The sequence below is a fragment of the Chitinimonas sp. BJYL2 genome (assembly GCF_027257935.1).
Classification (GTDB): domain Bacteria; phylum Pseudomonadota; class Gammaproteobacteria; order Burkholderiales; family Chitinimonadaceae; genus Chitinimonas.
Genome location: NZ_JANZKW010000002.1, coordinates 464677 through 477422, shown reverse-complemented (window position 1 = coordinate 477422; position 12746 = coordinate 464677). Strand labels below are relative to the sequence as shown.

The following is a 12746-nucleotide window of genomic DNA, read 5'->3' as shown; positions in this document are numbered from 1 at the left end:
CGCTGGCGACAAACGGCATAGCATCAACCTCAAGAAGCGCCACTGTTCGGCCGATATCCCGGTATCACCCCGGCCACCGATCATGCTCTCGCCCATCCAGTTCCCTTCCAGCCAACCCGCTGCCCGGTCTCCGGCTAGCTATGCCCGCAACCAAGGCGAGGTACAAGCACGTGGGCAGGGTGGTGTGCTGGACCTGGACAGGGCCGCTCAGAAGCTGGGTCAGCGCGTCAACCAACTCGGGCAGCAGGTGACCTCACTGGCCGGCAATTTCCTTGGCCAGTTCGCCAGTCAGGTGCTCGGCGAAGACGCCAAGGATCTGCAGTTCAGCTTCGATAGTTTCAGCCTCTCCTCGCAAGCCAGCCTCACCTACAGCCGCCAATCGGTGCAGCAAGGCAATGCCAGCCTGCGATCCGAGGCCATGGAGTATGCCGAGGGCAGCACCTTCACCGGGCGCGGCACCATCACCACCAAGGATGGCCGGCAGTTCGAATTCGAGATTGAGGTGAGTTACAGCGCCACGCTGGCTTCAAGCGCCACGGTAGCCCAATCGGCCGAGGGGGCGCCGGCGCTGGCGGCGGACTTTGATGGCAACGCAGCCGATTTGTTCGACCGGCTGACGCCCGAGCCTGTGCGCCTGCCATTCCAGTTCCAGCTGGGCGGACAGGATGTGCTGGGCAGCTTGCTGGCCAAGGTGCTCGACTTGCCCGATGGCCCGCGTTATCTCGATCTGCGCCAGGAGCCCAATGCACGTCGACTCGACGTGCAGGCCTGAAAAGATTCACGTCGACTGGACGTACAAGCCTGAAATAGGTCCACGTCGTCTCGACGCTCAGGCCTGATCAATCAACCCTTGCGTCTTACTCGTCGCCGCGTGCCGGTACCAGCACCGTCCGGTTGCCATTGGTTTCCATCGGGCTGACCAGACCAGCTTGTTCCATCTGATCAATCAGCCTCGCCGCGCGGTTGTAACCGATGCGTAGCTGGCGTTGTACCGACGAGATGGACGCTTTGCGGCTCTTGAGTACGAAGGCGACGGCCTGATCGTACATATCGTCGCCCTCACCGCCACCTTCTCCTCCGCCGGTAAGGCTGAACTCGCCACCACCCGCATCGCCACCCATGCCTTCGACCTGGCCGGTGAGAATGCCCTCGATGTAGTTCGGCTCGCCTTGCGTCTTGAGGAATTCGACCACGGCGTGGACTTCCTCATCGGCCACAAACGCACCGTGGATACGCTGCGGGTAACCCGTGCCCGGTGGCAGGAACAGGCCATCGCCCTGACCCAGGAGGCTTTCGGCGCCCATCTGGTCGAGAATCGTGCGGCTGTCGATCTTGCTCGAAACCTGGAACGCGCAGCGCGTGGGAATGTTGGCCTTGATCAGGCCGGTAATCACGTCCACCGACGGCCGCTGTGTGGCCAGGATCAGGTGGATGCCGGCAGCACGGGCCTTTTGTGCCAGACGGGCGATCAGCTGTTCGATCTGCTTGCCAGCCACCATCATCAGATCGGCCAGCTCGTCGATCAGCACCACGATCAGGGGCAGGGATTCGAGTGGTTCGGGGTTGTCCGGAGTCAGGCTGAACGGGTTGGTCAGCTTTTCGCCGCGCTTTTCGGCTTCCTTGAGCTTGGCGTTATAGCCCGCCAGGTTACGCACGCCCATGGCGCTCATCAGCCGGTAGCGCTTTTCCATTTCGGCCACGCACCAGTTCAGCGCGTTGGCGGCGTGCTTCATGTCGGTGACGACCGGGGCCAGCAGGTGCGGGATGCCTTCGTAGATGCTCAGTTCGAGCATCTTCGGGTCGACCATGATCAGGCGGACTTCCTCGGGCGTGGCCTTGTACAGGAAACTCAGGATGATGGCGTTCATGGCCACTGACTTGCCCGAGCCCGTGGTGCCGGCCACCAGCATGTGCGGGGCCTTGGCGAGGTCGGTAACGACCGGCTTGCCGGAAATGTCCTTGCCCATGGCCATGGTCAGGAACGAACCGGAATCGTGGTAGGCCTGCGAGCCGAGAATTTCCGATAGCCGTACGATCTGCCGCTTCGGGTTGGGCAGTTCCAGGCCCATATAGGTTTTGCCGGGAATTGTCTCCACCACTCGGATGCTGACCAGACTCAGCGCGCGCGCCAGATCCTTCATCAGGTTGACGATCTGGCTGCCCTTCACGCCGGTGGCGGGTTCGATCTCGTACCGCGTAATCACCGGGCCGGGATAGGCGGCCACGACCTTCACTTCCACACCGAATTCGGCCAGCTTGCGCTCGATCAGGCGCGAGGTGTACTCGACGGTTTCGTGGCTGACGACCTCTTGCGAGGGCGGCGGTGGGGCCAGCAGGGTGATGCTGGGCAACTCGCCACGCTGAGACTGGATCAGTGTTGGTGTCTTCTTGCTGACCGTCTTGGCCTTGGGGGCTGCAGCGGGTGCGGTATCTTCCCAGGGCGGCAGGTCTTCTGCGGCAAACAACGAAGGCTGGGCCTCGGCGACGCGGGCTTTTTCCTGCGCCTTTTGTTCCTGTTCGATTTCCTTGAGCACGGCCTTGGCCGGTTCGATTTCGAGTACCGGCTCCTCTATGCGCAGGGCTGGGGCGTCTTCGAAACGCTGCTTTTCCACCGTGACCCGGGCTTCGCGTGCGATCGCAGCTTCCTCGCCGATCTTGCGATCCTGCCGCGCTTGCCATAGTTGCCACACGCCGACCGTTTTGTTCTCGATGAAGCCGCCGAGCTTTTCCATCAAGTCGAGCCAGGACACGCCGGCAAACAGCGATAGGCCGATCCCGAAGCAAGCCAGCAGGACCAGCGTTGCTCCGGTAAAGCCGAGTGCATGGAACAGCCACCCGCCCAGCGCCAGACCCAGCATGCCACCGGGCACATAGGGCAGGGGAATCTGCCAGCTGTTCATGCGCAAGGCTTCCAGACTGCAACTGGAGAGGATCAGCAGCAGATAGCCGCTAATGGCCACCACGGCTAGACGATGATTGTGCTCCACCTTTTCGAGTCGCCGGTAGCCCCACAGGATGGCGGCGAGGCAGAACACGACCCACCACCAGGCTGAAAAACCGAACAGATAGAGCAGTACATCCGCAAGCCAGGCGCCCAGTAGCCCGCCTTTATTGCGGATGACTGTTTCCGTTGCCGCATGGGACCAGCCGGGGTCACCGGGGTGATAGCTGGCCAGGATGATGACGAGGTAGATACCGGCTACCACGGCAGCCAGCCACCAGCTCTCGCGCAGGACGGCAGCGAACTGCGGTGGCAGCGGCGAACCCTCGCGTTTGGAGGCATTGGGGGTGTTCTTGGAGCGACGGAAAAACAGCATGGGCGCAGCCGGAATGAAAAGTAGGGGCCGGCAGATGTCGGCGTCGCGGCGATTATAGCGTGGCTATCGGGCTCGCCGATGACAGTGTCGTAGTACCTCGGGCGACGACCAGGATGGCTGTGGCTGCACGGCCTCAGCGCTCAGCGATAAATCCCCACAAAGCGCTCACCCTCGGCATTGACCGCGGCCCGATACATGCCTTCGGAATTGAAGGGCAGGGCGATATTGCCCTCCCAATCCACGGCAATCAGCCCGCCAGTGCCGCCAATTTCAATCAACTGGCCATGTACAACCTCATCGCAGGCATCAATCAGTGGCTGGCCCAGATAGCGGATGCGGCTGGCCACCTCATGTGCTGCGGCGCAACGGATGAAGCTCTCCCCGTGCCCGGTGCACGACACCGCAACCAGCTCATCTGCCCAGGTCCCCGCGCCGATCACCGGCGTGTCGCCGATACGGCCGGCCATTTTGGCAGTACGGCCGCCGGTCGATGTGGCCGCGGCCAAGCAGCCCTGCCGGTCCAGAGCAACCGCGCCCACCGTGCCGTGTTTGACCTGTTCGGAGACCTCGGCATCACTGCCACCTGCTGCCAGTCGCGCGAGTTCCGTTTGCAGTGCATCCCAACGGGCTTGAGTAAAGAAGTAGTCGGCATCGGCCGCGGGTAATCCCAGCCTCTCGGCCAGCGCATCGGCAGCGTCGAAGCCGAGCGTGACATGCGGGGTCTGCTCCATGATGGCGCGCGCGAGCCGAACCGGATTACGAACCCGGCGCACGCCGGTCACTGATCCGGCCCTGCGCATTGGGCCGTCCATGATGGCGGCCTCCAGCTCGACGAAGCCCTGATCATTGAACACCGCCCCTCGGCCGGCATTGAAGAGCGGGTTGTCTTCCAGTGCCATTACGGCGGCTTCCACGGCGTCGAGCGCAGTCTGGCCAGCCATCAGCCGGCCAAGACCCTCATCCAGCGCGGCATGCAGGCCGGCATGGAGGGCAGCCTCCCGCTCAGGGGTCAGGCTGTTGTGCGGGATGGTCCCGGCGCCGCCATGAATGGCGATGGCGTAAGGCATAGGCAGTCCGTGCCCCTGGGGTAGCCGGCGGTAGTCATTCGAGAAAACGCTTCTGCCAGCCTTGGTAAAGCCGGTAAGCGTGCTCCTTCATAGCCTCGGCCGAATCGAAGTGGTGTGGATCAATAGGCTCGAATACATGGTAGTCGGCGCGCGGATTCCGTGCCGTGGCAATCTGCCAGAGCTTGAGAAAGATGTTCTGATCGGCCCACTCGAACTCTTCCTGAGCCTGGTAGTGCAAAAAGACCGGCACGATTGGTGTGCCGCTCTCGAAGCTGGCAATAAAGGCACCGTTGAAGAAGCGACCAGCGAGTCGTCTGCCTTTACACCCACCTTCGGGATAGAGGGCGATGCAATCGCCGGCCCTGGCAGCATCGACCAGTGCCTGACCGGCAGCCTTACGCGAATCGGCGGACTCCCGCTTGACGAAAAGCGTGCCTGCCGCGACAGCGATGCGCCCCACCAGCCACCAGTCTGCTACCTCGATCTTGGCCAGGGAGCGTACCGGGAACAGGGCCGGGATTCCGACATCCTCGAACGCGGAGGGATGGTTGGCAACCAGGACGTAATGACGCGGCAAATGGCCGCGGTAGTGTTGGTGCAGTTTGAGTTCAACGCCCAGCGCGCGGACGAAGGCGCGGCACCAGGCGTGAAAGAGTGGCCGGAAAAGCGGTGAAATCAGGCGCAGGGGGAGCAGAGCCAACACCAGTAACAGCAAGGTGAAGAGCACAAAATCAAGAATGGCAACCAGGCGCCAGCTGAGACGGAAGAGAGCAATCATCGCATTGGCACCGGATACGACATCAGCTGGATCATGAAGGTACCCTGTAAGCGTTGGCTCGACGAGGCCGGGCGGGGCATGGAGTCCGCCTGGGCCGATGCGCTGCATGCCCGAAGCGATGCGCGGTTGGTCATGCCGAGCTATTGCCCCTCTCGTAGGGCATGATGCGGGTCGCGATCAGGCAGTCTGGTGACGCCTCAAGGGATTGCGCCAACAGAGAGGCAGCCATCAAACCATGAAGCCGCGCAGCTTGCCTTCGATAATGCGCGGGTTTTCACCATGGGCAATGGCCACCAACCCTTCCGTGATCAGTTCACGACGGCGCACTTCGGTGCCGATCACATGTTTGAGCTTGTTGCCGATGGGCAGGAAGAACAGGTTGGCCGAGCCTACACCATAAATCGTCGCAACAAAGGCAACCGCGATACCGGAACCGAGCTTGGCTGGATCGGTCAGGTTTTCCATCACATGGATAAGACCCATCACGGCGCCCAGAATGCCGATGGTGGGGGCATAGCCGCCTGCAGACTCCCAGATGCGAGCCGCAGCACGCAGCTTCTCTTCGTAGCTGTCGATCTCCAGCTCCATATTGTGGCGAATCGCCTCGGGTTCTGTGCCGTCGACCAGCATCTGCAGGGCACGCTTCACGAAAGGGTCCTTCTCGGATTCCAGCGGCGTTTCCAGCGCGAGCAAGCCACCACGCCGGGCCGTATTGCTCCAGGTAACCAGGGTTTTGACCCAGGGCTCAAGCTCGACCTTGGGCGGGGCGACGACCCATCTGAGCATTTTCACGCCTTCGATCGCCGCTGCCGAACTGCTTTGCAGCATGACCGCACCGGCAGTGCCGCCGAGCACGATCAGAAACGCAGTTGCCTGCAGCAGTGAAGAGATTTGGCCACCCTCAAGTACCTGACCGCCAACGATGGCAATCAGGCCGAAGGCAATACCGATCAGGCTCAGTCTATCCATGGGATCAGGCGCTCTTGTTGTGGGGCGGTGTCGCCCGGTTTATAGCAGATGGCAGGTCGGCACGGCGAACGATGCTCATTTGTCGGTCCAGTCATGCAGCTTCACCCTCAGGCGGGCAACCGCCTGGCTGTGCAGCTGGCAAACGCGGGACTCGGAGACATTCAGTACGGCGCCGATTTCCTTCAGGTTGAGTTCCTGCTCGTAGTACAGCCCCATCACCATCTTCTCGCGTTCTGGCAGGGCGGCAATGCCCTCGATCAGCACTTGGCGGAAGCTCGCGTCATCAAGACCGCGCAAAGGATCCGAGCCGTGATCGGCCGCGAAGCCGTCCAGCACTTCGCGATGCTCGTCATCACTGTCGTAGTCGTCGTAATAGATGAGTTGGTGGCCGCGGCAATCGGCCAGCAACGATTGGTAATCCGCCAGACTCAGTTGCATGCCCGCCGCCATTTCTGTTTCTGACGGTGCGCGGCCAAGCTGGTGTTCGAGCTTGGACAGCATGGATTCGATGTCTCGCATCGAGCGGCGAAGCTGGCGTGGCATCCAGTCGGCCTCACGCAGTTCGTCGAGCATGGCGCCGCGGATGCGTTGCGTGGCATAGGTTTCAAACATGACGCCGGCCGCTGCATCGAAATTGCGTGCGGCCTCCATCAGGCCGATCAGCCCGGCCTGGATCAGATCGTCGACCTCCACGCTGGCGGGCAGCCGGGATACCAGGTGATAAGCCAGCCGTTTGACCAGCGGCGCAAACTGGTTCACCCGGGTTTCAACCGGGTCTTCAGCATGCTGTTGGTAAGCGCCTATGGCACGTGAGGAGGATTTGCTGGGCATGCGGGGGAAGCGTTTTTCTCTGTGTGCCGCGCCGGGAAAGCGATTGCGGGTCTGATCAAGGTTAGCAATCGCCGCGAGGGCTGACAAATCCGGCAGGGCTTTAGCGCACTGTGGCGAGGCGGCGGCTCACATCCAGGGCACGGAAAAGCAGGTTCTCGCGGTCTGCGCTGCTGCGCTTGCCGGGCCAGCGGCGCATGGCACTGGCGAGTTGGGCGAAGGCGACACTGGCCTCGCTTTGCGGAAAGACATGAGAAACAGGTTGGGCCAGCCGATCTGCACGAGCGAGCTGCTCGTCTTCCGGCACAAAGCCCACCAGTTTCATCTTGACGTCCAGATAACGTGCCGCCACTTCCTTGACCCGCTGCAGCAACGCCATGGCTGTATCAAGCGTGCGCACACGGTTGGCGAGCAGGCGGAAATCGCGCCGGCCATAGTCGGTGTAGAGGCGCTTGATGGCGGCGTAGGCCGCTGTGATCGAATCGCCAGAGGGCGTAATCACGACGATGACCTCATCGGCCGACAGGGCAAGCCCGGCCGCGGTGTCATCAGCGATCGGGCGGGCGTCGATGAGTACCCAGTCGATCCGCGCGATCAGCGAGTCGTACTCGTCCGCAAGTTGTGCCGCCCGACCCGGTGGCAGATGACCGACCAGTGCGGGAGCGAGCTTGACCGGCATCATTTCAAACCCCGGCGCAGCAAGCAGCAGCTCATCGAGCCGTACTTCCCGGCCTATGGCATGTTCGAAGGCAAAGCGCTGGCGCAATTGAAGGCGGTTGATGGCATTGTGCCGGCTGTCGTCCTCATCAAGTAGCAAGACGCGCTGATCCATGGCGCTGATCGCAGAGGCGAGATTCAGCGACAGCGTGGTTACGCCGGCGCCGCTACCCCCTGTGAGCGCGATAGCGCGTCCACCGGGGCCGCCAACGAGCTTGCGCAGGCTAGCGGCCTGATCGGTGGCCAGAGTGGGTACGGGGTTATTGAAACGGTCCATGGATGGGTGGCTGCTCAGGCCGCGGCTTCACGCCAGGAGAAATCCAGCGCGGGCTGCTGGGCACTCATGAACAGCGGATACTCCTCCTGCTTGAGCCGATAGGCCGGCGCCTCGGGCGGTGTCTTGAACACCCGGTCGACCAGGTACAGGCCACTGGCTACATGGAGGTCCTCGGGGACGCGCTGACCATTGGTAATGTAATACAGCGGCAACTTGTAACGGATGATCACATCGAGTCCGCTACCCAGTGCAAACGCCTCATCGATCTTGGTGAAGACGCAGCCCGATAGATTTTCACCGTGATAGCGGCGCACCACGTCGTCCAGTGTGGTGCCTTGCGCATTGGCGCTCAGCAGCAACAGGCGTTTGACGGGCGTGGTCTGGCCAGCCAGCAGGGCGATCTGCTCGACCACGCGCTGGTCGCGCTGACCCATGCCGACGGTGTCGATCAGCACCAGATGACGGTTACGCAAATCGGCCAGGGTTTCTGCCAGATCGGTTTCGTCCGTCACGGCATACACCGGCACGCCCAGAATCTTGCCGTAAATGCGCAGCTGATCCTGAGCGCCGATCCGGTAGCCATCGGTGGTAATCAGGGCGACCTTGGCGGCGCCGTGCTTGAGTGTGGCGCGTGCAGCGAGTTTGGCTACGGTGGTGGTCTTGCCCACACCGGTCGGGCCGACCAACGCATAGACGCCACCGGCCTCGACGATATCGGCACCGGCGCCCACGGTAGGCAGATTGTGCTGCAGGGCAGTGCGGGCCCATTTCATGCCGCGCTCGGTGCTGTAGCCCGTGGGCATATGCTCGACGATCTGGCGGCTCAGTGCCGGGCTGAAGCCCACGCTCAACAGGCGACGCAATACTTCGAGCCGTTCCGGCGCATGGCGCTTGAGTTCTGACCAGGCAAGGCCCGCCAGCTGGCCTTCCAGCAGGCCACGTAACAACTTGATTTCGCTGGCGATGTCTTCGACTTCGTGGCTGATCGTATCGATTTTACGACCATGCTCGCCCAGTGGCGCGGTGGCGGGTGTTGCGACTGTGCTTGCCGGGGCCAGGGTGGGCATCTCGGGGGCAACAGGGGCAGGGGCTGCAGGCAGCGCGTCGGCGCTCAGCGTGGGCTCCATCCGCGCTTGCGAGGGAGGCGGCAGCTCGGCTTCCGGTGGCTCGTAGCGATAGCGCGGCGTGAATGTCTTGGGCGCTGTTGCTTGCGGGTCGTCGTCGGCCAGTACCTCGTGGCTGTAGCGTGGCGCCACCTGGACGGCGGGTGGCGGCGGGCTGGCAGGGCGGATGGCGTCGAGCGTAGGCTCTTCGTCATCTTCGAGCTCGGGTGGTAGCGCATAGGTTCGCTGCAGCGCACGGTTGGCAGCGGCAGTAGTACGTGGCGGCGCGGGCTTGGCAACCGGCGCGGCGGTACGCTTGTCTTCGGTCAGCGTGGCCAGCTCGGTATCGGCGACGGCCATGATCTCGATGGAACCGTCCGGCATTTGCCGGTTCGAGAGAATCAACGCATCCGGACCCAGCTCGTCACGGACCTGCTTGAGCACCTCGCGGGTGCTGTCACCCTGGAATTTTTTGACGACCATGATCCTGTCCTTTTTTGGTCGGGTGTCTGGTTTGTTGTGGTGGTGCTACCGCCAAGCCAGCATACCAGTGGGCTGTTGGCGGCTCTGTCTATCTGTTTACGCGCCCTGGCTACCCAGCACGCCGACAATACGGATGGTCTTGGTATCGGGAATCTCGCCATGCGCCAGCACCCGGAACTGGGGGATGGAACGACGCAAGAAGCGCGATAACAAGGGACGCAGCTGGGTGGGTGTGACCAGCACGCTGTTGAGGCCCTGATTTTCCATCTGCTCGCTGAGTTCGCCCGCCTGCTTGAGCAGCGTTTCGGCCAATCCGGGTTCGAGGCCACCGCCTTTACCCTGGCTGGCCTGCAACAGGACTTGCTCCAGGCTGGGGTCCAGCGCCAGTACTTGCAGTTCGCTTTCGCCGGGGAACAATTGATGAATGATGGCGCGGCCCAGTGCCACACGGGTGGCCGAGGTCAGCTCGTCCACATCCAGCGTACGGGTAATGTGTTCGCCCAGTGTTTCCAGAATCGTGCGCATGTCGCGGATGTGCATGCCCTCGTCGAGCAGGTTTTGCAGCACCTTCTGCAACACATTGATCGGCACCAGCTTGGGCACCAGGTCCTCGACGAGCTTGGGCCATTCCTTGGCCAGATGGTCGAGTAGTTGCTGTACTTCCTCCCGGCCCAGCAGTTCGGCCGAGTGGCTTTGCAGCACATTGGAAATATGGGTGGCAACCACCGTGCTGGCATCCACTACCGTGTAGCCAAGCGATTGCGCCTGTTCCTTGAGGTTGGCATCGATCCAGATCGCGGGCAGGCCGAAAGTCGGGTCGGTAGTGGGCGTGCCCGGCAGCGGGCCCATCACGCGGCCAGGGTTGATGGCCAGAAACTGTGCGGGCCAGGCTTCGCCTTCGCCGATATCCACGCCTTTGAGCTGGATGCGATAGGCATTGGGCTTGAGCTCCAGGTTGTCGCGGATATGGATGGGCGGGACCAGAAAGCCCAAGTCCTGCGCAATCTTTTTACGGATGCCGCGGATGCGCCGCAGCAGTTCGCCATCCTGATTGCGATCTACCAGCGGAATCAGCCGGTAACCCACTTCCAGCCCGACCGGGTCGACGGTGCCCACGTCGTGCCAGCCGACCTCGGCATTCTGGGTTTCCTGAGCCGCTTGCTGAGCCTGCTGCGCCTGTTGCTGGGCGGCGACCGGATCGAGCGGACGCCCCGGCCGACTTGCCTCTTCGGCTCGCCGTTCCAGATACCACGCGAGGCCCGCCAGCGAGCCTGCAATCAGCAGGAAGGCGATATGCGGCATGTTGGGGATCAAACCAAACACGCCGATCACGGCCGCCGTGATGTACAGCGTGCTGGGCTTGGCAAACATCTGGCTCATGACCTGTTCGGACAGGTCGCGATCATCACCCACGCGCGACACCACGAGGCCGGCTGCGGTAGAGATGATCAGGCCGGGAATCTGTGCGACGAGGCCGTCGCCAATCGAGAGCAGGGTGTAGGTCTTGCCGGCCACGGCGAAGGGCATGTCATGCGACAGCATGCCGACGATGATGCCGGCCACCAGGTTGATCACGATGATCAGGATGCCGGCAACCGCATCGCCGCGAACAAACTTGGATGCACCGTCCATGGAGCCGAAGAAGTCGGCCTCCTGCGAGATGATCTTGCGCCGCTCTCGTGCTTCGTCTTCCTTGATCAGGCCGGCATTGAGGTCGGCATCAATAGCCATCTGCTTGCCGGGCATGGCATCCAGGGTGAAGCGTGCACTCACTTCGGCAATACGCCCGGCACCTTTGGTGATCACCACGAAGTTGATGACCGTGAGAATGATGAACACCACGATACCGATGGCGATATTGCCGCCGATCAGGAAGTGGCCGAAGGCTTCGATCACTTTGCCCGCGGCGGCCTCGCCTTGATGGCCGTTGGTCAGGATCACGCGCGTGGAGGCGACGTTGAGCGCCAGCCGCAGCAGGGTGGTCATCAGCAACACCACCGGGAAGGCCGAAAACTCCAGCGGCTTCTTGGTGTTGATGGCCACCATCAGCACGATGATCGACACCGCAATATTGAAGGTGAAGAACAGGTCGAGCATGAACGCTGGCAGCGGCAGGATGAACAGCGTCAGCACCATCAGGACGAGGATGGGGCCAGCCAGCGATGAGAGATTGAGCCGGGAAAACATGGGCTTGCGTTGCGCGCCTGTATTGAACTCTTGATAAAGCGGTTTCAAAAACCGGGCTTCTTCATTGAATTATCTCATTTTTTTGCTTTTGTCACCTGTTCGTGTTGCAAGCCGGTTGGCTGTGGAAAATGTGCTGCACATCCTGCGTAAGCATGCTGCTGCGCGATCTCGCCACAGCTTGGGATGCAAACGACACAGACAAAATCAAAAAATCGAGCGCTTGCTTGACTGATCGATAACTGGGACGTATGTTTCAAACAATCGTTTGATCAACGTCTATGCTGACCCACAGGGCACTGTCCTGAACCCGGTCTGCAAGGGCAATAGCTGAAGCACCATGGGCGAAATACTGGAAGCACGACAACTCGATACCGCGACCCGCATTCTGGATGCGGCGGAGGTGCTGTTTGTCGAGCACGGCTTCGAGGCGACGTCGATGCGCATGATCACCCAGCGAGCCGATGTGAATCTGGCGGCGGTGAACTACCACTTCGGCAGCAAGGATGCCCTGTTTCAGGGTGTTTTCACCCGCCGGTTGACTCCGCTGACCAAGCTGGCCATCAGCAATCTGGATCGTCTGGAATCGGTGGCGCATCAGGCACCGGTGCCTGTGGACGCCATCATGCAGGCGTTCATGGACGCGGCGCTCGATGTGGCCCATGACCCAAAGCGGGGTGGTGCCATTTTCGTGCGCTTGCTGAGCCGTACCTTTGTCGAGGCACACCCGGCCTTGCGCGAGAGTTTGCCGCGCCATTATGAAGAGCTGTTTGCACGCTACGCCCAAGCCGTTGCCAGGGCACTGCCGGGTTTGAGCGATATCGAATTGCAGTGGCGGTTGAACTTTGCCTTCTCGGCCATCTTCAACGCCTTTGCGGGTAACAACATCTTGCGTTTGTTTGTGATTGAACCGGTGGTCAACGCGCGCGACCCGCGCCTGATCGCCACTTACCTCGTGCCTTTCGTAGTGGCTGGCCTCACGGCTCCGGCGACTGCGTTACGGCACGCATAACCTGGGAAGGA

At 61.8% G+C, this 12746-nt stretch carries 10 protein-coding genes; 2 read left to right on the top strand and 8 right to left on the bottom strand.

Features of this window, described 5'->3' with window-relative positions:
- Positions 1–82: 82 nt before the first annotated feature.
- Complete coding sequence (locus O9X62_RS07760; RefSeq protein WP_269532232.1) at positions 83–772, top strand: hypothetical protein; 690 nt, start codon at positions 83–85, stop codon at positions 770–772.
- Between the two features lie 85 nt (positions 773–857).
- On the opposite strand, the gene O9X62_RS07755 is transcribed toward O9X62_RS07760, so the two are convergent.
- The 8 genes from O9X62_RS07755 to flhA all read right to left on the bottom strand — a co-directional run bounded on the left by O9X62_RS07755 (position 858) and on the right by flhA (position 11726).
- The gene (locus O9X62_RS07755) at positions 858–3317 is read right to left on the bottom strand and encodes a DNA translocase FtsK (RefSeq protein ID WP_269532231.1); all 2460 of its coding nucleotides are present in this window, start codon (positions 3315–3317) and stop codon (positions 858–860) included.
- Positions 3318–3457: 140 nt separating this feature from the next.
- Positions 3458–4384, bottom strand: coding sequence for an isoaspartyl peptidase/L-asparaginase (locus tag O9X62_RS07750; RefSeq protein ID WP_308446444.1), 927 nt, complete (start codon positions 4382–4384; stop codon positions 3458–3460).
- Positions 4385–4418: 34 nt separating this feature from the next.
- Positions 4419–5270 carry a 1-acyl-sn-glycerol-3-phosphate acyltransferase gene (locus O9X62_RS07745; RefSeq protein ID WP_269532230.1) on the bottom strand — a complete coding sequence of 284 codons (852 nt, stop codon included), beginning with the start codon at positions 5268–5270 and terminating at the stop codon, positions 4419–4421.
- 120 nt (positions 5271–5390) lie between these two features.
- Positions 5391–6131 carry a flagellar motor protein gene (locus O9X62_RS07740; protein WP_269532229.1) on the bottom strand — a complete coding sequence of 247 codons (741 nt, stop codon included), beginning with the start codon at positions 6129–6131 and terminating at the stop codon, positions 5391–5393.
- 75 nt (positions 6132–6206) lie between these two features.
- Positions 6207–6962 (bottom strand): RNA polymerase sigma factor FliA, encoded by a 756-nt coding sequence (locus tag O9X62_RS07735; protein ID WP_269532228.1) that lies wholly within the window; start codon positions 6960–6962, stop codon positions 6207–6209.
- A gap of 100 nt (positions 6963–7062) precedes the next feature.
- Positions 7063–7953, bottom strand: coding sequence for a cellulose synthase operon protein YhjQ/BcsQ (locus O9X62_RS07730; protein ID WP_269532227.1), 891 nt, complete (start codon positions 7951–7953; stop codon positions 7063–7065).
- Between the two features lie 14 nt (positions 7954–7967).
- A complete protein-coding gene (flhF, locus tag O9X62_RS07725; protein ID WP_269532226.1) occupies positions 7968–9539 on the bottom strand; it encodes a flagellar biosynthesis protein FlhF in 1572 nt (523 codons plus the stop codon).
- Between the two features lie 96 nt (positions 9540–9635).
- Positions 9636–11726, bottom strand: coding sequence for a flagellar biosynthesis protein FlhA (flhA, locus tag O9X62_RS07720; RefSeq protein WP_269532653.1), 2091 nt, complete (start codon positions 11724–11726; stop codon positions 9636–9638).
- A 337-nt stretch (positions 11727–12063) separates the two neighbouring features.
- Here flhA and O9X62_RS07715 point away from each other — a divergent pair, with 337 nt between their 5' ends.
- The gene (locus tag O9X62_RS07715; protein WP_269532225.1) at positions 12064–12735 is read left to right on the top strand and encodes a TetR/AcrR family transcriptional regulator; all 672 of its coding nucleotides are present in this window, start codon (positions 12064–12066) and stop codon (positions 12733–12735) included.
- Positions 12736–12746 lie beyond the last annotated feature (11 nt).

Coding starts and splice junctions, on each gene's coding strand:
- O9X62_RS07730 (WP_269532227.1), bottom strand. CDS start 7,953: ATGGACCGTTTCAATAACCCCGTACCCACTCTGGCCACCGATCAGGCC.
- O9X62_RS07760 (WP_269532232.1), top strand. CDS start 83: ATGCTCTCGCCCATCCAGTTCCCTTCCAGCCAACCCGCTGCCCGGTCT.
- O9X62_RS07745 (WP_269532230.1), bottom strand. CDS start 5,270: ATGCAGCGCATCGGCCCAGGCGGACTCCATGCCCCGCCCGGCCTCGTC.
- flhA (WP_269532653.1), bottom strand. CDS start 11,726: ATGTTTTCCCGGCTCAATCTCTCATCGCTGGCTGGCCCCATCCTCGTC.
- flhF (WP_269532226.1), bottom strand. CDS start 9,539: ATGGTCGTCAAAAAATTCCAGGGTGACAGCACCCGCGAGGTGCTCAAG.
- O9X62_RS07735 (WP_269532228.1), bottom strand. CDS start 6,962: ATGCCCAGCAAATCCTCCTCACGTGCCATAGGCGCTTACCAACAGCAT.
- O9X62_RS07750 (WP_308446444.1), bottom strand. CDS start 4,384: ATGCCTTACGCCATCGCCATTCATGGCGGCGCCGGGACCATCCCGCAC.
- O9X62_RS07740 (WP_269532229.1), bottom strand. CDS start 6,131: ATGGATAGACTGAGCCTGATCGGTATTGCCTTCGGCCTGATTGCCATC.
- O9X62_RS07755 (WP_269532231.1), bottom strand. CDS start 3,317: ATGCTGTTTTTCCGTCGCTCCAAGAACACCCCCAATGCCTCCAAACGC.
- O9X62_RS07715 (WP_269532225.1), top strand. CDS start 12,064: ATGGGCGAAATACTGGAAGCACGACAACTCGATACCGCGACCCGCATT.